We start from the raw sequence: 20442 nt of genomic DNA on the forward strand, positions 1-20442 counted from the left end.
CCCTCAGGCCGAGGCGGCGTCGGCCTCCCGCAGGCGCTGGCTGATGACGCCGGTGATGCCGTCGCCGCGCATGCTCACGCCGTAGAGGGCGTCGGCGATCTCCATCGTCCGCTTCTGGTGGGTGATGACGATCAGCTGCGACGTCGCCCGCAGCTGCTCGACGAGGGTGAGCAGCCGGCCCAGGTTGACGTCGTCGAGCGCGGCCTCGACCTCGTCGAGCACGTAGAACGGCGAGGGCCGGGCCCGGAAGATCGACACGAGCAGCGCGACGGCGGTCAGCGAGCGCTCGCCGCCGGACAGCAGCGACAGCCGCTTGACCTTCTTGCCGGGCGGGCGGGCCTCGATCTCCACGCCGGTGGTGAGCATGTCCTCGGGGTCGGTGAGCACCAGCCGACCCTGCCCGCCCGGGAACAGCGTGGCGAACACGCCCTCGAACTCGCGGGCGACGTCGGCGAAGGCGGACGCGAACACGTCGTGGATGCGCCCGTCGACCTCGCGGACGACGGTCAGCAGGTCCCGGCGGGTGGCCCTGAGGTCCTCGAGCTGGGTGGCGAGGAAGGTGTGCCGCTCCTCGAGCGCGGCGAACTCCTCCAGCGCCAGCGGGTTGACCTTGCCGAGGGTGGTGAGGTCCCGCTCGGCGCGGGCGGCGCGGCGCTCCTGGGTGGCGCGGTCGTAGGGCGCCGCGGGCGGCTCGGGCTCCCCGGCGGCCTCGGCGGCGGCGACCTGCGCGGGGGTCGGCGGCACCGGCGCGGCCGGCCCGTACTCGGCGACCAGCGTGGGCAGGTCGACGCCGAACTCCTCGGCGGCGCGCTCCTCCAGCGCCTCGATGCGCAGCCGCTGCTCGGCGCGGGCGACCTCGTCGCGGTGCACCTCGTCGGTGAGCCGCTCCAGCTCCGCGGTCGCGGCGCGGACCCGGGTGCGGACCTCGAGCAGCTCGGCCTCGCGGGCGGTGCGCTGCCGGGCCAGCTCGTCGCGCTCGGCGGCGGCGCGGGTCAGCGAGCCGGCCAGCGCGGTGAGGGCCTCCTCGGCGCCGGCGCGCACCCGGGCGGCGACCTCCGCGCCGCGGCGGCGGGCCAGCCGGGCGGCCGCGGCGCGCTCGCGGGCGGCCCGCTCCTGCCGGGCCTGGCGGCGCAGCGCGTCGGCGCGCCCGGACAGGGCGCGGGCCCGCTCCTCCGCCGTCCGCACGGCCAGCCGGGCCTCGGTCTCGGCCTGCCGGGCCGCGGCCACCTCCAGGCGCAGCCGGTCGCGCTGCTCGGCCGACGGCTCCTCCTCGACCGGCGCCGCCTCCGCCTCGGCGAGCCGCGCCTCGAGCTCGGCGAGGCCCGCCTGCGACTCCTCCAGCGCCCGCTCGGCGCGGCGCCGGGCGGCGTCCGAGCGCTCGGCCTCGGCGACGGCCGACCGGGCCGCGGCGCCGAGCTCGGCGAGCTCCGCGGCGAGCTTCGAGCGGCTGCGGTCGGCGGCCTGACGGGCGGCCAGCGCGGTGTCGACGTCGGCCGAGCGGGCGCGGGCCGTGTCGCGGGCGGCGGCCAGCCGGTCGGCCAGGTCGGCGGCGCGGTCGCTGGCGGCGGCGAGCTCGCGCTCGGCCTCGTCGACGCGGGCGCGCACCTCCAGGCCCGAGGGGGCGTTGGTCGCGCCGCCGGTGGCGGAGTCGGCGCCCACGAGGTCGCCGTCGGCGGTGACGGCGCGCACCCGCGGGTGCGTGGCGACCAGCGCGCGGGCGGCGTCGAGGGTGACGACGACGGCGACCCGGTCCAGCGCGCGGGCCAGCGCCGGGTGCAGCTCCGCGGGCGCCTCGACCAGGTCCAGCGCCCAGGACAGGCCCTCGGGCAGCGCCGGCCAGCCCTCGCGCGGCAGCGGCGGCGGGCCGCCGGTGACCAGCAGCCCGGCGCGGCCGGCGTCGGTGTCGCGCAGCTGCGCGAGCACGGCGGTGGCCTCGGCGACGCCGGTGACGACGACGGCCTCGGCCAGCCCGCCGAGCGCGGCGGCCAGCGGCACCTCCGCGCCGGGCGCCACGGTGATCCGCTCGGTGACCGGCCCGACCACGCCGGGCAGGCCCGAGGCGAGGACGGCAGCCGCGCCGTCGGCGGGGGCCAGGCCCAGGGCGAGCGCGTCGCGGCGGGCGGCCCAGGAGGCGCGGTCGCGCTCGGCGGCGCGCTCGGCGTCGGCGAGCTCGGTGACGGTGCGCGCGGCGGCGGTGTGCGCGGCGACGGCGTCGGTGTGCGCGGTGACCAGCGCGACGTCCTCGTCGTCGGCGTCGGCGACGCCGGCCCGCCGCTCGGCCAGCCGCGCCCCGGCGGCCTCGGCGCGCGCGGCCGCCTCGGCGGCGGCCTGCGCCAGCCGCTCCACCTCGGCCTGCCCGGCGGCGGCGCGGGAGCGGCCGGCGGCGACCTTGCCCGACAGCCGGGCCAGGCCCTCGCGGCGGTCGGCGAGCGCGCGGGTGGCGGCCACCCAGGCGCGCTCCTCCGCGGCCAGCGCCTCCTCCAGCCCGGTGCGGGTGGTGACGGCGGTGGCCAGCCGGCCGCGCTCGGCCTCGAGCCCGGCGGCGAGCTCGGCCTCGGTCGCGGCGACGCGGTCGGCCTCGGCCTCCAGCTGCTCGGGGTCGCGGCCGCCGGTGGGGGCGGGCCCGGCGGCGGACAGGTGGCGGTGCCGCTCGGCGGCCAGCTGGGCGACGCCGCGGAACCGCTCGCCCAGCGCGGACAGCCGGTACCAGGTGTCCTGCGCGGCGCCCAGGCGGGGCGCGTCGGCGGCCAGTGCCGCCTCCAGCTCGGACTCGCGACGGGAGACGGCGGCGTGCTCGGCCTCGACGACGGCGCGCCGCTCGCGGGCCGCGGTCTCGTCGGCGACGTCCTTGGCCAGGGCGTCGCGCAGGCCGACCAGGTCGTCGGCGAGCAGCCGCAGGCGGGCGTCGCGGAGCTCGGCCTGCACGCCGGCGGCGCGGCGGGCGACCTCGGCCTGGCGGCCCAGCGGCTTGAGCTGGCGGCGCAGCTCGGCGGTCAGGTCGGCCAGCCGGTCGAGGTTGGCCTGCATCGCGTCGAGCTTGCGGAGCGCCTTCTCTTTGCGCTTGCGGTGCTTGAGGACGCCGGCGGCCTCCTCGACGAACGCGCGCCGGTCCTCGGGGCGGCCGGACAGCACGGCGTCGAGCTGGCCCTGGCCGACGATGACGTGCATCTCGCGGCCGATGCCGGCGTCGCTGAGCAGCTCCTGCACGTCGAGCAGGCGGACCTTGTCGCCGTTGATCTCGTACTCGCTCTCGCCGGAGCGGTACATCCGGCGGGTGACCGAGACCTCGGTGTAGTCGATCGGCAGCGCGCCGTCGGCGTTGTCGATGGTGAGGGTCACCTCGGCCCGGCCCAGGGCCGGGCGGCCGGCGGTGCCGGCGAAGATGACGTCCTCCATCTTGCCGCCGCGCAGCGACTTGGCGCCCTGCTCGCCCAGGACCCAGGCGATGGCGTCGACGACGTTGGACTTGCCCGAGCCGTTGGGGCCGACGACGGCGGTGATGCCCGGCTCGAGCCGGAGCGTCGTCGGGGACGCGAAGGACTTGAAGCCCTTGAGCGTCAGGCTGGACAGGTGCACGGACTCGGCAGCCTAGTCCTCCCGGGGTGATGCGCCGGGACGGACGAGGCGGGTGGTGCTGAGGAGGAGAACGCGGTTACGCGAGGGCCGGCTCGGCGTTGTCGCCGGTCAGGCTCAGCAGCTCGTGGGCGATGGCCGCCTCCCGCTGGGCCCGCAGCTCGGTCAGCTCCTGCTCCAGGCGGCGCACCTTGGCACGCAGGACCGCGTTCTCCTCGAGTACGCGGAGCTCCGCGGGGGACACGACGGAACCGAACAGGGCCTTGGCCATGGCGGAAACGGCCTTTCCGACAGCGAGAGGGGGTGCCCGCCGCCCCGGGAGGTCGGTCGGCGCGGGCTTCGTGTCCCCAGGGTGACAGCCCCCGACACGCAGGTCAACGCCAAGACTGGAGCGTCATCGTGTCGGGGGGATGTCGTCTTCGTCACGCGGTGGTGAAGCCGCGGACCCCCTGCACCCCGCGGTCCTCCTGCGCCGTCCCGGTCACCCGGCCGGGGGCGTCCGGGCCGCTCAGCGCGGCGACGACGGCGCGGACGTCGTCGGCCGGTCCCTCCAGCTCGACCTCGACGCGGCCGTCGGGCAGGTTGCGCGCCCAGCCCGACAGGCCGGTGGCCTCGGCCAGGCCGCGGACGAACCAGCGGTAGCCGACGCCCTGCACGCGGCCGGAGACCAGCACGCGCACGCGGACGGCGTCGCTCACGACCGCCTCGCGCGCGGGCGCGGCTGGCACTGCGGGCAGCTGTAGCTCGACCGGTTCATGAACGACTCCCGGACGATCGGCGTCCCGCACCGCGGGCAGGGCCGGTCGGCCTGGCCGTAGACGGCGAGGAAGCGGGAGAAGTAGCCGCTCTGCCCGTTGACGTCGACGTACAGCGAGTCGAACGAAGTGCCGCCCTGCGCCAGCGCCTCGCCGAGCACGCTGCGCACGCCGTCGAGCAGGTCCGCGACCTGGGTGCGGGTCAGCCAGTCGGTGGGCCGCGCGCCGTGCAGGCGGGCCCGCCACAGCGCCTCGTCGGCGTAGATGTTGCCGACGCCGCCGATCAGCGTCTGGTCCAGCAGCGCGCGCTTGACCTCGGTGCGCCGGCGGCGCAGCGCGGCGCTGAAGCCGGCCTCGTCGAAGGAGGGGTCCAGCGGGTCGATGGCGATGTGCGCCAGCCGCTGCGGGATGCGCTCGCCGTCGGCGTCCCCCACCGCCAGCCCGCCGAACGTGCGCTGGTCGACGAAGCGCAGCTCCCGGCCGCCGTCGGTGAAGGTGAACCGGGCGCGCAGGTGGGTCTCGTCGGGCTGGGAGCGCTTCTCCACCAGCAGCTGCCCGCTCATGCCGAGGTGGGCGACCATCGCCCGGCCGGCGGGCGTGCCGTCGGCCTCGCTGAGCGGCAGCCACAGGTACTTGCCGCGGCGGTGTGCGGCGCTGAGCGTGCGGCCGGTCAGCGCCGCGACGAAGTGCTCGGCGCCCTCGAGGTGCCGGCGGACCGCGCGCGGGTGGTGCACCTCGACGGCGGCCACGGTGCGCCCGGCGACCCAGCGCTCCAGGCCGCGCCGGACCACCTCGACCTCCGGCAGCTCGGGCACGGGTCAGTCCCCGGCGGCCGCGGGGGTGTCGGCCGAGACGGCGCGCCAGGCGGCCTCGGCGGCCTCCTGCTCGGCGGCCTTCTTGGTGCGCCCGGTGCCCTTGCCCCGGACGACGCCGGCCAGGGACACCGCGGCGGTGAACGTCTTGGCGTGCGGCGGGCCCTCGTCGGTGACGTCGTAGACGGGGGCGCCCAGGCCGCGGGCGGCGCCGAGCTCCTGGAGGCTGGTCTTCCAGTCCAGGCCGGCGCCGCGGGTGGCGGACTCGACCAGCAGCGGGTCGAACAGCCGGTGCACGACGGCCGCCGCGACCTCCAGGCCCACGCCCAGGTGCACCGCGCCGATCAGCGCCTCGAGCGCGTCGGCGAGGATCGAGTCCTTCTCCCGGCCGCCGGTGGTCTCCTCGCCGCGGCCGAGCAGCAGGTGCGGCCCCAGGCCGCCGTCGCCGAGCCGCCGGGCGACCCCGGCCAGCGAGGTCATGTTGACCACCGACGCGCGCAGCTTGGCCAGCCGGCCCTCGGGCAGGTCCGGCTGGCTGCGGTAGAGCTCGTCGGTGACGACGAGGCCGAGCACCGCGTCGCCGAGGAACTCCAGCCGCTCGTTGGTGGGCAGGCCGCCGTGCTCGTAGGCGTAGGAGCGGTGGGTCAGCGCCAACGCCAGCAGGCCGCCGGGCAGCTCGATGCCGAGGGCGTCGAGCAGCCAGGCGGCCGCGGAGTCGGCGTGCGCCGGTCCCGCCGGCGAGCCGCCGTCGGGGACGACCGGCGTGCGGGCGGCGCTGCCCACGTCGTGCCGGGTCAGACCGAGAGGACCTGGCGGCCGGCGTGCTGGCCGCAGTTCGGGCAGGCCTGGTGCGGCGGCTTGAGCTGGCCGCAGGCGCGGTTCGGGCAGGGGGCCAGCGTGGGGGCGCTCGCCTTCCACTGCGACCGGCGGGCGCGGGTGTTGGCGCGGGACATCTTCCGCTTCGGGACGGCCACGGTCAGTTCTCCTCAGGGTCGCCCGGACGGTCGGTGACCGCTCCGGTGGTGAAACGGCCGGCGAGGCCGGCCCAGCGGGGATCGACCAGCTCGTGCGAGTGGTCGTCCGGCAGGTCGTCGAGGCGTTGGCCACAGCCGGAGCACAGGCCGGCGCAGTCCTCGGTGCAGGTGGGCGAGAGCGGCAGGGCGAGGACGACGGCGTCGCGCACCATCGGCTGGAGGTCGATGCGCTCGCCCTCGACGAGGCGGACCTCGTCCTCCTCGCTGGTGGCCTCGGTGGCGCTGCCCGGGTAGGCGAACAGCTCCTGGACGTCGAGGTCGTAGGTGTCCTCGACCGGGTCCAGGCACCGGGCGCACTGGCCCTCGACCGGGACCTCGACGTCGCCGGAGACCAGCACGCCCTCCATCACCGACTCCAGCCGCAGCCGCAGGTGGACCGGCGCGCCCTCGGGGACGCCGATCATCTCCAGCCGCCAGCCCTCGGGGGCCGGGACGGTGCGGTCGAGCTCCTGCATGGAGCCCGGGCGGCGGCCGAGCTCGCGCAGTTCGACGGCCCAGGGGTCGGCAGCGGGGCGCCGGGCGTCGGAGGACGCGGCGCCGGGGCGGCGGTCGGCAGGTGCGGCAGGCATGTCGGTACTCGCGGTCGTCAGGTGGGAGGGGATCCGGCCGGGCGCGGACACCGGTGGTCGGACCAGCAACCGAGACTACCCGATCCCGCGCCGTCGCCGTCCGGGCCGCCGGGACGTCCTCCGGCCTAGGGCTCGCGCAGCGTCTCGCGGGCCTTCTCCACCGAGCGCAGCATCCGCTCGAGGGTGGTGCCGAAGTCGGCCAGCCGGGTGTCGACGTACTCGTCGACCTCGGCGCGCATCCGGTTGACCTCGGCGACGGTCTGCGCCCCGAGCTCGTCGGAGCGGGCGACCGCGCCGCGGTAGACCTCGGTCTCGCTGACCAGCCGCTCGTGCTCGGCCTGCGCGGTGGCGAGCACCTCGGCGTGCTGGGCCTGGGCGTCGGCGAGCACCGCCTCGTGGTGGGCCTGCGCCTCGGCGATCAGCCGGTCGGCCTCCGCCTCGGCCCGGGTGAGCAGGTCCTCGGCCTCGGCCTGGGCGCGGGCGAGCAGCTCGTCGCGCTGCCGCCGGGCGGTGCCGAGGACCTCCTCGCGCTGCCGGCGGGCGGAGGCGACCAGCCGGTCGGCCTCCTCGCGGGTCCGGCCGGTGAGCTGCTCGGCCTCGGCCTGCGCCTGCTCGAGGATCTCGGTGCGCTGCTCGACGATCGCGCCGGCCGCGTGCACCTCCTCCGGCAGGTTCTCCCGGAGGTCGTCGAGCAGGTCGAGCAGGTGGTCGCGCGGCACCATGCAGGAGCCGGACATGGGCACGCTGCGCGCGCTCTCGATGACCCGGCTGAGCTCGTCGACGACCTCGTAGAGCCGGTAGACGACCTCGGTCACGACGCCGCCCCGTCGTCGCGCTTGGCCAGCAGCCGCTCGAGGACCGCCTTGGGCACCAGCCGGGAGACGTCGCCGCCGAAGGTGGCGATCTGCTTGACCAGGCTGGAGGACAGGTGGCCGACCTGCGGCGCGGTGGGCACGAACAGCGTCTCCACGCCGGCCAGCTCGCGGTTCATCTGCGCCATCTGCAGCTCGTACTCGAAGTCGCCGACCGCCCGCAGGCCCTTGACCACCACCGGGATGTCGTGGCTGCGGCAGTAGTCGACGAGCAGGCCGCTGAAGCTGTCGACGACGACGTTGGGCAGCTCGGCCACCGCGTCGCGCAGCAGCTCCATGCGCTCGTCGACGGAGAACAGCCCGGCCTTGCCGGGGTTGACCAGGACGGCCACCACCAGCTCGTCGTACAGCGCGGCGGCCCGGGTGATCACGTCGACGTGGCCGTTGGTGACCGGGTCGAACGACCCGGGACAGACCGCTCGCCTCACGGGAGGCGACCGTACCGGAGCAACGCCTCCCCGTAGCGGCGGTCGCGGATACCGGTCAGCGGTGTCGGCCACTCCCAGGGCTCCTCGCGGGAGGACCGCTCGACGACGACGACCGCGTCCGGGGCGAGCCACTCCCCCGTCACCAGCGCACTCAGCACGCCGCGCACCTCCTCGGCCGGGACGGCGTAGGGCGGGTCGGCCAGCACGAGGTCGAAACGGGCCGGCGGCGCGCCGCCGACGACGGTGGGCACCGACCCCGTGACCACCCGCGCGCCGGGCAGGCCGACGGCGGCGACGTTGGCGCGCAGCACCGGCAGCACGCGGGGGCCGTTCTCGACGAGCACCACCTGCGCGGCGCCGCGGGACAGCGCCTCCAGCCCGAGCGCGCCGGAGCCGGCGTAGAGGTCGAGGACGGCGGCGCCGTCGAGGTCGAGCAGGGTGCCCAGGCTGTTGAACAACCCCTCGCGGGCGCGGTCGCCGGTGGGCCGCACCCCGCTGGGCGGCACCTTGAGCCGCCGGCCCCCGGCCGCGCCGGAGATCAGGCGGGTCACTGCCCCGTCCCCGACGTCGACGGCCCCCTGCAGGGTCCCTGGCCCCGTCCCGGGTCCCGCCCTGAGCTCGCGAAGGGTGGGGAGGACGGGGCCCTTACGCTGCGAGTGGCGGGGGGCAGGGGGTCCGTCCTCATGCCTTCTCGAGGTAGTCGGCGCGCTCGTCGGTGGCCAGGGCGGCGACCTCGGCGGCCAGGCCCGGGTGGTCGGCCAGCCCGCGCTCGGTGGCCAGCAGCGCGGTCGCCTCGGCGCGGGCGGTGGCGATGAGCTCCTCGTCCTCGAGCAGGGACAGCAGCTTGACGGTGGAGCGCCGTCCGGACTGCGCGGCGCCGAGGACGTCGCCCTCGCGGCGGGTCTCGAGGTCCACGCGGGCGAGCTCGAAGCCGTCGGAGGTGCCGGCGACCGCGGCCAGCCGCTGCCCGGTCGCCGTCGTCTCGCGGGCCTCGGTGACCAGCAGGCACAGCCCCCGGTGTCGTCCGCGGGCGACGCGGCCGCGCAGCTGGTGCAGCTGGCTGACGCCGAAGCGGTCGGCGTCCATGACCACCATGACGGTGGCGTTGGGCACGTCGACACCGACCTCGACGACGGTGGTGGCGACCAGGACGTCGACCTCGCGGGCGGCGAAGGCCCGCATGGTCGCCTCCTTGGCCTCGGGCGTCATGCGGCCGTGCAGCACCGCCAGCCGCAGCCCGGCGAGCGGGCCCTCGCTGAGCGCCTCGGCGACGTCGAGGACGGCCAGCGGCGGCCGCCGGTCGCCGTCGCCGCCGCTCTCCTGCGGGGCGTCGGCCTCGTCGGGCTCGTCCTCGCTGCCGGTGTCCTCGTCGCCGATCCGCGGGCAGACGACGTAGGCCTGCCGCCCGGCGGCGACCTCCTCGCGCAGCCGCTCCCAGGCGCGGTCGAGCCAGGTGGGCTTGTCGCTGACGGGGACCACCGAGCTGGCCACGCCACCGCGGCCGCTGGGCAGCTGCCGCAGCACGGAGGTCTCCAGGTCGCCGTAGACGGTCATCGCGACGGTGCGCGGGATCGGCGTGGCGGTCATGACCAGCACGTGCGGCGGCCGGTTGCCCTTGGCGCGCAGCGCGTCGCGCTGCTCCACGCCGAAGCGGTGCTGCTCGTCGACGACGACCAGGCCGAGGTCGGCGAACTCGACGCCCTCCTGCAGCAGCGCGTGGGTGCCGACGACGATGCCGGCGCTGCCGTCGGCCACCGCGGCGCGGGCGGCGCGGCGGGCGGCGGCCTTGAGCGAGCCGGTGAGCAGCACGACCCTCGTGCCGGCGGGGTCGCCGTCGAACTCGCCGGCGCGGGCCAGCGGGCCGAGCATCGCCGAGATGCTGCGGGCGTGCTGCGCGGCGAGGACCTCGGTGGGTGCCAGCAGCGCGGCCTGCCCGCCCGCGTCGACCACCTGCGCCATGGCCCGCAGCGCGACGACGGTCTTGCCCGAGCCCACCTCGCCCTGCAGCAGCCGGTGCATCGGGTGCTCGCGGGACAGCTCGGCGGCGAGCTCCTCCCCCACCTGCCGCTGCCCCTCGGTCAGCTCGAAGGGCAGGGCGGTGTCGACGGCGTCGAGCAGCCCGCCGCCCCGGCGCGGGCGGGCGGTGCCCGGCTCCAGGGCCGCGGCCCGGCGGCGGGCGCCCAGCACCAGCTGCAGGACCAGCGCCTCGTCCCACTTGAGGCGCTCCTCGGCGCGCTCGACGTCCTCGTCGCTGGTGGGGCGGTGCACGTCGAGCAGGGCGGCGGGGAGGCTGAGCAGCCCGTGGCGGCGGCGCAGGTCCTCGGGCAGCGGGTCCTCGACGAAACCGAAGCCGCCGGAGGCGTCGAGCAGCAGCCGCACCGACTTCTGGATCACCCAGCTGGAGACGTCCTTGCTCGCCGGGTAGATGGGGATGAGCGCGCGGGCCCAGTCCTCGTCGTCGTCGCCGGTGATGAGGTGGAAGTCGGGGTGGGCGAACTGCTTGGTCCGGCGGTACTCGCCGACCGTGCCGGCGAACAGCCCCCAGGCGCCCTCCTCGAGCTTCCCGAACTTGCGGTTGAAGAAGACCAGCTGCATCTCGCCGGCGCCGTCGCCGACGGTGACCTCGGTGAGCGTGCCGGGCCGGTTGCGCATCCGCCGGCTGGTCACCCGCCGGACCTGGGCGAGCACGGTCACGCGGTCGCCGACCTGCAGGTCGTCGAGCCGGGTCATCTCGCCGCGGCGGGCGTAGCGGCGGGGGTAGTGGCGCAGGAGGTCGCGGACGGTGCGCAGCCCGAGCGACTCGGCCATCGCCTTCGCCGTCTTGGCGCCCAGCACGCGCGCGAGGTCGGTGTCGAGGGTCACCGCCATCGGGCTACTCCACCCCCACCTGCAGGGGCAGGACGGCGCCGGCGTCGTAGCGGACCACCTCGACGGTCGGGTGGACGGCGGCCAGGTGCGCGCAGACGGCGTCGCCGAGCGCGGCGTCCGGCCCGACGACGAGCGTGGCCATCTCGCCGCCGGCCGACAGCAGCCGGTCGAGCAGGTCGCAGGCGACCGCGGCGAGGTCGCGCCCGACCACCACGACGTCGCCCTCCGCCGAGCCCAGCGCGTCGCCGGGGTGGCAGAACCCGGCGCTGGTGAGCGCCTCCTGCTCGGCGAGGGTGACCTCGGCCCAGCGGGTGGCCGCGGCGGCCTCGGCCATGGCGATGACGTCGTCGCCGAAGCGGCGGGCGGGGTCGGCGACGGCGATGGCCGCCAGGCCCTGCACCGGCGAGCGGGTGGGGACGACGGCGACGTCGCGGCCGGCCTCGCGGGCCCGCTCGGCGGCGCGCGCGGCGACCGGGGTCAGCGCGGGGTCGTTGGGCAGGACGACGACGTCGCAGGCGGCCGAGACGAGCACCTCGTCGAGCAGTTCGTCCTCGTCCACGCCGTCGGGCCCGCAGGTGACCACGCGGACGCCCTCACCGGAGAACAACTGCGCCAGCCCCTCCCCCGGCACGACCGCGACGACGGCGCGGCGGCCGGGCACCGGGGCGGGCGGGCGGACCGGCGCCAGCGGGGTGACGGTGATCCGGTGCGGCCGGCCGGCCTCGATGCCGGCCTCGATCGCGCCGCCGACGTCGTTCGTGTGCACGTGCACGTTCCACTGCCGGCCGGTGGGGGTGTCGACGCCGACGACGACGAGGCTGTCGCCGAGGGCGGCCAGCCGGGACTGCAGGACGGTGACGGCGGCCTCGTCGGCGTCGGCGAGCAGGTACTGCACCTCGCTGCCGGGGCCCGCCGGCGGCTGCGCCGGGACGGTGGCGGGGTCGGCGGGGTGCGCGGGGCGGGGCACCAGCGGCGGGCGCGCGGGCTCGACGCCGGTGACGGTGACCACCAGGGCGTCGAGGACCAGGCAGAGGCCCGCACCCCCGGCGTCGACCACGCCGGCGTGGCGCAGCGCGTCGAGCTGGCCGGGGGTGGCCTCCAGGGCCGTGCGGGCGCCGTCGGCGGCGGCGGTGACGACGTCGGCCAGGGCGGTGCGGCCCTCGGCGACGGCGGCCACGGCGCACTCGGCGCCCGCGCGGGCGACGGTGAGGAAGGTGCCCTCCTCCGGGTCGGCGACCGCGGAGTAGGCGGTGTCGGCGGCCTTCTGCAGCGCCGCGGCCAGCGCGGGGCCGTCGGCGGGTTCCTGGCCGGCGAGCTGGTCGGACAGGCCGCGCACCAGCTGGGCGAGGATCGTGCCGCTGTTGCCGCGGGCGCCGAGGACCGCGCCGCGGGTGAGCGCGGTCCAGGCCGGCTCGCGTCCCCCGGCGGCGTCGAGCTCGGCGACCGCTGCCTGCGCGGTGAGCAGCAGGTTGGTGCCGGTGTCGCCGTCGGGCACGGGGAAGACGTTGAGGTCGTCGAGGCTGCGCCGTCCCGCGGACAGCGCGGTGACCGCGGCGCGGCACCAGCGACCGACCGCGGCGTCGTCCAGCGCCTGCAGCACGGCCGGAGGGTACCCGCGGAGACGGACGGACCCGGTCCCGTGGCGGTGCCGGACCCGGTCCTCCTGCCACCTCGGCGACGGCTCCGCGGAGGAGCGGTTATGCTGGACGACGGTCTCGCGGTCGCCGCCTGTGCGCCGCCGTCTGAAAATCGATTCTCTGGGAGTGATCCACCGTGGCTGCCGTGTGCGATGTCTGTGGCAAGGGGCCCGGTTTCGGTATGTCGGTGTCGCACTCGCACCGCCGCACGCCGCGCCGTTGGAACCCGAACATCCAGTCGGTGCGGGCGCTCGTCGCCCCCGGCAACCGCAAGCGGATCAACGCCTGCACCTCGTGCATCCGCGCGGGCAAGGTCGTCCGCGCCTGATCGCCGGGCCTCCTGACGGAGGCCGCCCGCTCGCCGAGGACCCCGGAGGTCACCACCTCCGGGGTCCTTCGCGTGCGCGGAGGGTCAGCGGGCGCCGATCCCGCGGGCCCGGGCCGCGGTGACCACCAGGTCCACCACGGTCCCCAGCGGCAGCGCCGTCCCGTCGACGACGAGGTGGTAGTGCCGGGCGGCCGCCGGGTCGCACCGGTAGAAGTGCCGGACGTAGGCCTCGCGGGTGGTGTCGTTGGCCTCGAGCTCCCGCCGCAGCTCGTCCGCGGGGCGGCCGTAGCGCGCCACCGCCGCCCGGAGCCGGGCCTCCGGCGGGCCGTCGAGCCGCACGTGCAGGGCGTCGGGCCGGTCGCGCAGCACCAGCGCCCCGGCGCGGCCGAGCACCACCCCGCCGGAGCCGTCGGCGATCTCGCGCAGCACCCGCTCGGTGTGCTCGCGGTAGGCCCGCTCGTCGGGCTGCGGGGTCGCCGGCACGACGCCGCCGACCGGGTCGGGCATGGCCCCGAGCGAGGCCACCAGCCGCCACAGGCCGCGCACGACGCGCTCGTCGTTGGCCTCGGCGTCGTCCTGGGAGACGCCGAGCCTCCCGGCCACCTGGGCCGGGATCGCCCGGTCGTGGAAGGCCAGGCCGAGCCGCTCGGCGACGGCGGGACCGATCTCCGGCCCGCCCGCGCCGTAGGACGCGGAGATCGTCACGACGCCCACGGCTGCTCCTCGCCGACGAGGTCCCTGCCGAGGAAGACCGCCCCGGCCTCGCCGGCGTAGATGCCGTACCCCGGGACGGGCGTGTATCCCATCGCCGCGTACAGCGCGAGCGCCTCGGGCTGGCGGTCGCCGGTGTTGAGCACGACCGAGCGGTACCCCGAGGCGCGCGCGGAGTCCTCCAGCGCGGTGACCAGCACCTGGGCCAGGCCGCGCCGGCGGAAGCGCGGCACGACGTAGACGCGCTTGACCTCGGCGACGGCGGGGTCCTCGCCCTCGCCGTGCCGGCGCCAGGCGCCGCAGCCGGCCGGCTCGCCGCCGACCTCGGCGACGAGGAACAGCCCGGCCGGGGGCACGAACTCGGCCGGGTCGACGGCGGCGCCGTCCGGGCCGCCGTAGCGGACCACGTACTCCTGCTGCACCCGCTCGACGAGGTCGCGGGCCAGCGGGTCGTCGTAGGGCACCGCGCGCAGCCGCGCGACCGACCCGTCGCGCAGCCGCACCTCAGCCGAAGTGGACATGCCCGGTCCCCTCCGCGCCGACCGCCACCGCGACGTCGGCCGCGGGCTCCCCGCTGACGGACACGCCCGGCTCCCCCTCCTGGACCCGCCCGATCGGCACCCACCCCTCCGGCAGCGCCGCGGCCGGCGGGAAGGTGGCCAGCAGGGCGTGGTCCTCCCCGCCGGTGAGCACCCAGGCCAGCGGATCGGCGCCGAGGGCCGCCGCCACCTGCTGCAGCGGACCGGGCGGCTCCAGGGTCGCACGCACCAGCGCGGCCCGGTCGACGTCCACGACGACGCCGCTGTCGGCGGCCAGGTGCCCGGCGTCGGCGAGCAGGCCGTCGCTGACGTCGCACATGGCCGTCGCGCCGGCGTCGGCCGCGGCCGGCCCGGCGAGGTACGGCGGGGTGGGGCGGCGGTGCGCGGTGACGGCGGCCAGCGGGCTGCTGAAGCCGCGGCGCAGCACGGCCAGCCCGCACGCCGACCAGCCCAGCCGCCCGGCGACGGCGAGCACGTCCCCGGGCCGGGCCCCCGAGCGCAGCACCGGCGCCCGGCCGCCGAGGTCGCCCAGCGCGGTGACCGACAGGACGACGGCGCCGCTGTCGGACGCCGAGGCCACGGTGTCCCCGCCGACGACGGCGGCGCCCAGCGGCGCGCACTCGGCGGCCATCCCGGCGGCCACGCCCTCCAGCCACGAGGTGGGCGTGTCGGCGGGGCAGGCCAGCCCGACCAGCAGCGCGGTGGCCACCCCGCCCATCGCGGCGACGTCGGCGAGGTTGGCGGCGGCGGCCTTGTGCCCGACGTCCTCGGCCGAGGACCAGTCGCGGCGGAAGTGGCGGCCCTCGACGAGCACGTCGGTGGTGGCGACCACCCGGCCGTCGGGCACCCGCAGCACCGCGGCGTCGTCGCCGGGGCCGACCTGCGCGACCTGGGCGGAGCCGGCGCGGGCGACCACCCGGGCGATGACGCCGAACTCCCCCACGACCCGCACGCTGTCGGCGGGGTCCTCGCGCGGCACGAGCGGACGGGGCCGTGTCACAGGCCACTCCGGGTCGCTGGGGTACGTTGCGCTCCGGTCCGTCTGCCGGTGGCAGGCAGCCACCCGCAGAGCCGTCCGAGGAAGGTCGTCCCGTGGTCCACGCCTACATCCTGATCCAGACCGAGGTCGGCAAGGCCGCCCAGGTGGCGTCCACGATCAGCGAGATCGCCGGCGTGACCAAGGCCGAGGACGTCACCGGCCCCTACGACGTCATCGTCCGCGCCGAGGCAGAGACCGTCGACGAGCTGGGCCGCCTGGTGGTCGCCCGCGTCCAGTCGGTCGACGGCATCACGCGCACGCTGACCTGCCCCGTCGTCAACATCTGAGCCGCTGAGCGAGGACACCCCCGCCCCGGACCCGGCACCGGCGCCCGCGCGCGACCCGCTGCGCCGGCTGGCGCTGGTCGCGACCGCCGTGGTCGTGCCGGTGCTCGTGGCGCTGCTCGTCCTGGTCCGCGTGGTCGGCGGCGACGACGACGGCGACGAGCCGGTCGCCGACGTCAGCGGTGCCCCCACGCAGCAGCGCGCGGAGGACCTCCCGGTGCTGCCGGTCGAGGTCCCGCCGCCGACGCCGGAGGCCGACGCGACCTGCCCGGCGCTGATGTCCGGCCTCCCCCTCGACCTGACCGGGGAGCCGCAGCGGCTGGTCGACTCCGACACCCCGTACGCCGCCGCCTGGGGCGAGCCGCCGGTCGTGCTGGTGTGCGGTGTGCCGCAGCCCGCGGGCCTGGTCGCCGGCGAGGGCCTGCTGCAGATCGACCAGGTCACCTGGTTCGTCGAGCAGACCGAGGAGGCGACGACCTGGACCGCGGTCGACCGTGCCGCCTACGTGCAGGTGACCCTGCCGCCCGGTGTCGACAGCGCCCCGGTCACCGTGCTCAGCGGCGTCGTCGCCGACACCCTGCCGCCGCGCTGAGGCCCCTCAGGCCACCGGGAGCTCGTCCAGCTGGGCCCGGACGGCGTCGTGCACCTCGTCGCCCGCGGCCTGCTCGGTGGCCGCCACGGCGGTCACCCCGACGCTGAACACCCCGTGCGCGCACCAGGCGAACGCCGCCGGGCCGGACAGCCCGGTCGCCGGGTCGACCTCGGCGACGGTGAGCAGGCTGCAGCCCTCGGGCAGCGACGCCGGGTCGTGCCGCAGCACGCCGTCGTAGAGCTCGGCGTCGTTGCCGGCGAGGTCGCGCGCGTAGGCCGCGGCGCCGGCGGGGTCGGCGAACTGGTCGAGGAAGACGCTGGTGAGCGGGCCGGCCGTGGCGCCCCAGAAGCGCTCCCAGCCGTGCCGGTAGCCGTACTCGCGCAGCACCGCGCGCTCGCGGGCGGGGTCGTCGGAGTAGGTGGCCACGTCGTCGACGGTCTTGGCGCCGGCGGGGGGCTGCAGGTCGGCGTCGGCGATCCGCGGGAGGCCGGAGGGCACCTCGTCGAGCAGCAGCTCCTCCAGCTCCTCGACGCCCTCCGGCGTGGCGGGGGCGGGCGCGGGGGTGGCGCTGGTCGGCGTGCAGCCGGTGGCCGGGACGAGCGACACCAGCCCGGCGAGGACGGCCGCGAGGCGGCCCGGGGTCACCGGGGGGTCCGCTGGTCCCCCGGCCGGCCCGCACGGGTCAGTGCGGAGGTGACCAGCCGGTCCACCAGCTCGGGGTAGGACACCCCGCTGGCCGCCCACATCCGCGGGAACATCGAGATGGGCGTGAAGCCCGGCATGGTGTTGACCTCGTTGACGACCAGCCGCTCGCGGCCGTCGGGCCCGGTGCCGAGGAAGAAGTCCACCCGCGCCAGGCCCTCGCAGTCCAGGGCGAGGTAGGCGCGGCGGGAGGCCTCCTGCACCATCCGCGTCTGCTCGGGCGTGAGGTCGGCCGGGACGTCGAACTCGACGGCGTCCTCGAGGTACTTGGCGTCGAAGTCGTACCAGTCGGTGCCGGGCCTCAGCCGGATCTCCGCCGGCAGGCTGGCCTCCGGCGGCCCGCCGTCGCGGCCGGCGAGCACGCCGCACTCGATCTCCCGGCCGGGCACGGCGGCCTCGACGACGACCTTCGGGTCGACGGCGGCCGCGGTGGCCACCGCCTCGGGGAACTGCGCCCAGTCGGTGACCCGGGTGATGCCGATGCTGGACCCGGCGCGCGAGGGCTTGACGAACACCGGCAGGCCCAGCCGCTCGCGGTCCTCGGCGGTCAGCAGGTCCGGGTCGGCCGACAGGGCGCCCTCGGCGTCGCGGAGCACCACGTGGTCGCCCTGCGGCAGCCCGGCGGCGGCCAGGAGCTTCTTGGTGAACTCCTTGTCCATCGACGCGGCGCTGGCGAACACGCCCGACCCGACGTACGGGAGCCCGCTCATCTCCAGCAGCCCCTGGATGGTGCCGTCCTCGCCGTAGGCGCCGTGCAGCACCGGGAAGACGACGTCGACCTCGGTGAGCACCGGGCCGATCGCGGCGGCCGGCTCCAGGACGGCCAGCCCGCGCCCGGCGGGGTCGCCGACCAGCGACACCGCCGTCCCGCCGGTGACCTCGGGCAGCCGGCCGCCGTCGATGGCCAGCCGCTGGCCCTCGTCGGGGAGCACCCAGCGGCCGTCGCGGGCGATGCCGACGGGGACCACCTCGTAGCGCTCCCGGTCCAGCGCCGCCATCACGCTCCCGGCGCTGACGCAGGAGATGGCGTGCTCGGCGCTGCGCCCCCCGAACACGACCGCGACGCGCACCTTGCCCGTTCCGCTCATCGCGGCCGACCCTAGTCGACGGCCTCCGCGCGTCCCCCGGCTCCCGCGGAGCCGGCACGCGGGGTGTGTGGGAACCTCGTCGGCGATGCGGGAGAACGCGGCCCCTCCGGTGGACCCCCGACCTCCGGCGACGACGGCGCACCAGGGGGACGCCGCCGTGCGCCGGCACCCGCTCCCCCTGCGGCTGGCCGGCGCCGCGGTGCACGCCTACACGGCGCTGGGCTCGGTGCTGGCGCTGCTGTTCGTGCTGGCCGCGATCGAGGGCGAGGTCGAGGCCGCGCTGTGGATCGGGCTGGCCGCGCTGGTGGTCGACGGCACCGACGGGATGCTGGCCCGGCGCGCGCGGGTCAAGGAGACGATCCCCTGGTTCGACGGCTCGCTGCTGGACAACATCGTCGACTACCTGACCTACGTCTTCGCCCCGGTCGTCCTGCTGTGGACCACCGGCGTGCTGCCGCACGGGCCGGTGGGCTGGGTGCTGGCCGCGCTGCCGCTGCTGGCGTCGAGCTACCAGTTCTGCCGGGTGGACGCGAAGACCGACGACCACACCTTCCTCGGCTTCCCGAGCTACTGGAACGTCGTCGCGTTCTACGCGGTCGTGCTCGACCTGTCGCAGGTGGCCGTCGGCGTGGTGCTCGTCGTCTGCTCGGTGCTGGTGTTCGTGCCGGTGCGCTACCTCTACCCGTCGCGGACCGAGGCGCTGTGGCAGGTGAGCATGGCGCTGACCGCCGTCTGGTTCGTCTCCTACGCCGTGCTGGTCGCCCAGCTGCCCGACCCGAACCCGTTCGTCGTCGCGCTGTCGTTCGCCTACGTCGTCTACTACCTGGCCTTCAGCGGCTGGCTTACTGCCCGCGCCGCCCACCGCCGCCGCCGGGACGCCCGCACCGCCGGGTGACCGCCGAGCGGGTGCGCTGACGCCGCACCCCGGACGCCGGAACCCCGCGTCGGCGCACACGCTCGGTGCCGCGGGTCAGAACGGGGCGCGGAGGACCAGCTCGACGTTGCGGTCGGCGGGCGTGCCGGCCAGCGGCGAGCCCAGGCCCGCGTACGGCACGTTGGCCGCCAGCTCGCGGTGCAGCGCCGCCAGCGCGGCGGGGTCCCCGGCGGCGGGGTCGTCGGCGGCCGGCGGCCGGGCGGGGCTGTCGTGGTCGACCATCGTGCAGACCAGCGACAGGGTGCCGTCGCCGTTGTCGAGCAGCTCCACCAGCCGGGCCTGCCCGGGCCAGTCGACGACGGCGCAGGTGGTGACCTCCCACAGCCCGCGGCCGGGCTCGTGCGGGTGCGCCCACGGCCGCACCTCGCTGACGTGCGTGTGCCCGTTGAGCCACAGCACCACGTTCGGGTACCGGTGCAGCAGCGCGAGCAGCTCGGGGGCGCCCAGCGCGGTGTCGTCGGCGGCCGGCTGCCCGCCGAGGGCGTCGGAGCGGGTGAGCGTGCCCGACCCGTGGTGCGAGAGCAGGACCACCAGCCGGTCGGCGTTGCCGGTGGCCACCCGCCCGCCGTCGGGACCGGGCGCCGACGACGACACCTCGCGCAGCCGCTCCTCCAGCCACCGCGCCTGCGCCGCGTCGACCGAGCCCGCGGCGCCGCCGGTGACCCGGGTGGTGTCCAGGCAGACCACGCGCACCCCGGGCAGCCCGTCCCAGGCGTAGTAGGCGGTGCCGTCGCGCAGGTTCTCCTCGGTGAACCCGTGGCCGGCCGGCGCCCCGCCGTCGGAGAGGTGCGCGGCGACGAAGGACCGGCGGTCGATGAACCGGCGGTCGGCCACGGGCGTCACCGGGCGGGAGGTGGCGGTGGTGAAGACCTCGGAGCGGTGCGTGAACAGGTGCAGCGCGTCGTCCAGCGGCAGGGCGGGGTCGACGTCGACCGGCTTGCGCCCGGCGCCGAGGACGGCGGCCAGCGCGGGCGTGGGGACGCCGACGCCCTGGATGAGCGCCTCGTGGTTGCCGTGGCAGCCCAGCCACGGCAGCCGCAGCCCCTCGGCGGCGAAGGCCGCGAACGCCGCCTCCAGCAGCCCGGGGCGGGCGGGGAAGCCGAACCGCTCGTGGTGGACGCCGCCGTCGTCGTCGGGCCGCCAGAACAGGTCGTGCGGCCATCCGGAGGCCTGCACGCCGTCGTAGGCGGTCAGCCCGGCGCCGGGTGAGACCACTCCCCCGCCGAGGACGGCGAGGTACAGCTCCAGCTCGTTCCACTGCGCGTTGTCGATGGCGTCGCCGGTGGTGACCACCACCTGCAGCGGCTGGCCGGTCCGCGGCGCCCCGGCCAGGCCGTTGAGGGTGCGCACCAGCGCGTCGACGGCGTGCGCGGTCAGCGCCTCCTGCGGCCGGTGCATGGGCACGAGCGCGCGCATCCGCGGGTCGGCCTCGAAGCGGTGGAAGAACTCGAAGCGGGCCGGCGAGCAGACGTCGGCCAGTTGCAGGTCGGTGACGTGCGCGAGGCAGGCGACCGCCCGCACGCCCCGGCGCGGCGGCTGCCACGCCGGCCCGACCAGCTCGCGGCGCACCCGGTGCGGCTCGCCGGCCGCCCAGGCGAGCGCCCGGTAGTCGCCGTCCCGGCCGGCGTGCAGCACGGGGCCGGCCGCGAGGACGCGGTCGAGGGTGGTGCGGCTCAT

Annotated in this window: 22 protein-coding genes; 4 read left to right on the forward strand and 18 right to left on the reverse strand. The window is 77.1% G+C overall.

Translation table 11 applies throughout. The features are described from left to right. Positions 1-3 precede the first annotated feature (3 nt). The 12 genes from smc to ACI79B_RS03780 all read right to left on the reverse strand — a co-directional run bounded on the left by smc (position 4) and on the right by ACI79B_RS03780 (position 12511). A complete protein-coding gene (gene smc / locus ACI79B_RS03725; RefSeq protein ID WP_456929225.1) occupies positions 4-3576 on the reverse strand; it encodes a chromosome segregation protein SMC in 3573 nt (1190 codons plus the stop codon). A 76-nt stretch (positions 3577-3652) separates the two neighbouring features. Further along, positions 3653-3844: a hypothetical protein gene (locus ACI79B_RS03730; protein WP_456929224.1), complete on the reverse strand. Its 192-nt coding sequence runs from the start codon at positions 3842-3844 to the stop codon at positions 3653-3655. A 151-nt stretch (positions 3845-3995) separates the two neighbouring features. Beyond that, positions 3996-4271, reverse strand: a complete 276-nt coding sequence (locus ACI79B_RS03735) for an acylphosphatase (RefSeq protein WP_456929223.1) — start codon at positions 4269-4271, stop codon at positions 3996-3998. Continuing rightward, positions 4268-5143 (reverse strand): bifunctional DNA-formamidopyrimidine glycosylase/DNA-(apurinic or apyrimidinic site) lyase, encoded by an 876-nt coding sequence (gene mutM, locus ACI79B_RS03740; RefSeq protein ID WP_456929222.1) that lies wholly within the window; start codon positions 5141-5143, stop codon positions 4268-4270. Before mutM ends, ACI79B_RS03735 begins: the two co-directional genes overlap by 4 nt. A gap of 3 nt (positions 5144-5146) precedes the next feature. Next, positions 5147-5923: a ribonuclease III gene (gene rnc / locus ACI79B_RS03745; RefSeq protein WP_456929221.1), complete on the reverse strand. Its 777-nt coding sequence runs from the start codon at positions 5921-5923 to the stop codon at positions 5147-5149. 11 nt (positions 5924-5934) lie between these two features. Continuing rightward, positions 5935-6114 (reverse strand): 50S ribosomal protein L32, encoded by a 180-nt coding sequence (gene rpmF / locus ACI79B_RS03750; protein ID WP_089402499.1) that lies wholly within the window; start codon positions 6112-6114, stop codon positions 5935-5937. A gap of 2 nt (positions 6115-6116) precedes the next feature. Next, on the reverse strand, positions 6117-6743 hold the full coding sequence (locus tag ACI79B_RS03755) for a YceD family protein (protein ID WP_456929220.1): 627 nt from the start codon (positions 6741-6743) through the stop codon (positions 6117-6119). Between the two features lie 125 nt (positions 6744-6868). Further along, a complete protein-coding gene (locus tag ACI79B_RS03760) occupies positions 6869-7558 on the reverse strand; it encodes a hypothetical protein (protein ID WP_456929219.1) in 690 nt (229 codons plus the stop codon). Further along, positions 7555-8043, reverse strand: a complete 489-nt coding sequence (gene coaD / locus ACI79B_RS03765; protein ID WP_456929218.1) for a pantetheine-phosphate adenylyltransferase — start codon at positions 8041-8043, stop codon at positions 7555-7557. Before coaD ends, ACI79B_RS03760 begins: the two co-directional genes overlap by 4 nt. Continuing rightward, on the reverse strand, positions 8040-8594 hold the full coding sequence (rsmD, locus tag ACI79B_RS03770; protein WP_456929217.1) for a 16S rRNA (guanine(966)-N(2))-methyltransferase RsmD: 555 nt from the start codon (positions 8592-8594) through the stop codon (positions 8040-8042). The genes coaD and rsmD overlap by 4 nt, the downstream gene beginning before the upstream one ends. A gap of 130 nt (positions 8595-8724) precedes the next feature. After that, on the reverse strand, positions 8725-10911 hold the full coding sequence (gene recG, locus ACI79B_RS03775) for an ATP-dependent DNA helicase RecG (RefSeq protein WP_456929216.1): 2187 nt from the start codon (positions 10909-10911) through the stop codon (positions 8725-8727). A 4-nt stretch (positions 10912-10915) separates the two neighbouring features. After that, positions 10916-12511 (reverse strand): DAK2 domain-containing protein, encoded by a 1596-nt coding sequence (locus ACI79B_RS03780; protein WP_456929215.1) that lies wholly within the window; start codon positions 12509-12511, stop codon positions 10916-10918. Positions 12512-12693: 182 nt separating this feature from the next. Between ACI79B_RS03780 and rpmB the strand changes: the two genes are divergently transcribed. Then, on the forward strand, positions 12694-12876 hold the full coding sequence (gene rpmB / locus ACI79B_RS03785) for a 50S ribosomal protein L28 (protein WP_436277817.1): 183 nt from the start codon (positions 12694-12696) through the stop codon (positions 12874-12876). 84 nt (positions 12877-12960) lie between these two features. On the opposite strand, the gene ACI79B_RS03790 is transcribed toward rpmB, so the two are convergent. From ACI79B_RS03790 to ACI79B_RS03800, 3 genes are read right to left on the reverse strand one after another with little or no spacing between them, the layout of a single operon-like run. Continuing rightward, positions 12961-13590 carry a cytidylate kinase-like family protein gene (locus ACI79B_RS03790; RefSeq protein WP_456929214.1) on the reverse strand — a complete coding sequence of 210 codons (630 nt, stop codon included), beginning with the start codon at positions 13588-13590 and terminating at the stop codon, positions 12961-12963. Beyond that, positions 13578-14108, reverse strand: a complete 531-nt coding sequence (locus ACI79B_RS03795; protein WP_456929213.1) for a GNAT family N-acetyltransferase — start codon at positions 14106-14108, stop codon at positions 13578-13580. The genes ACI79B_RS03790 and ACI79B_RS03795 overlap by 13 nt, the downstream gene beginning before the upstream one ends. Beyond that, the gene (locus ACI79B_RS03800; RefSeq protein WP_456929212.1) at positions 14092-15126 is read right to left on the reverse strand and encodes a thiamine-phosphate kinase; all 1035 of its coding nucleotides are present in this window, start codon (positions 15124-15126) and stop codon (positions 14092-14094) included. The genes ACI79B_RS03795 and ACI79B_RS03800 overlap by 17 nt, the downstream gene beginning before the upstream one ends. A gap of 92 nt (positions 15127-15218) precedes the next feature. On the opposite strand from ACI79B_RS03800, the gene ACI79B_RS03805 reads away from it, so the two are divergent. Then, positions 15219-15452 carry an Lrp/AsnC ligand binding domain-containing protein gene (locus ACI79B_RS03805; RefSeq protein ID WP_091212468.1) on the forward strand — a complete coding sequence of 78 codons (234 nt, stop codon included), beginning with the start codon at positions 15219-15221 and terminating at the stop codon, positions 15450-15452. A 94-nt stretch (positions 15453-15546) separates the two neighbouring features. Beyond that, the gene (locus ACI79B_RS03810) at positions 15547-16041 is read left to right on the forward strand and encodes a DUF3515 domain-containing protein (protein WP_456929211.1); all 495 of its coding nucleotides are present in this window, start codon (positions 15547-15549) and stop codon (positions 16039-16041) included. A 6-nt stretch (positions 16042-16047) separates the two neighbouring features. Here the strand turns inward: ACI79B_RS03810 and ACI79B_RS03815 are convergent, their stop codons facing one another. Together ACI79B_RS03815 and ACI79B_RS03820 are read right to left on the reverse strand one after the other, a co-directional pair. Beyond that, positions 16048-16686: a hypothetical protein gene (locus ACI79B_RS03815; RefSeq protein ID WP_456929210.1), complete on the reverse strand. Its 639-nt coding sequence runs from the start codon at positions 16684-16686 to the stop codon at positions 16048-16050. After that, complete coding sequence (locus ACI79B_RS03820) at positions 16683-17831, reverse strand: D-alanine--D-alanine ligase family protein (RefSeq protein WP_456929209.1); 1149 nt, start codon at positions 17829-17831, stop codon at positions 16683-16685. Before ACI79B_RS03820 ends, ACI79B_RS03815 begins: the two co-directional genes overlap by 4 nt. Before the next feature lie 157 nt (positions 17832-17988). Here ACI79B_RS03820 and ACI79B_RS03825 point away from each other — a divergent pair, with 157 nt between their 5' ends. Beyond that, complete coding sequence (locus ACI79B_RS03825) at positions 17989-18726, forward strand: CDP-alcohol phosphatidyltransferase family protein (RefSeq protein WP_456929208.1); 738 nt, start codon at positions 17989-17991, stop codon at positions 18724-18726. A 75-nt stretch (positions 18727-18801) separates the two neighbouring features. On the opposite strand, the gene ACI79B_RS03830 is transcribed toward ACI79B_RS03825, so the two are convergent. Next, a complete protein-coding gene (locus ACI79B_RS03830; protein WP_456929207.1) occupies positions 18802-20442 on the reverse strand; it encodes a TIGR03767 family metallophosphoesterase in 1641 nt (546 codons plus the stop codon).

The organism is Geodermatophilus sp. SYSU D00879, from assembly GCF_054050375.1.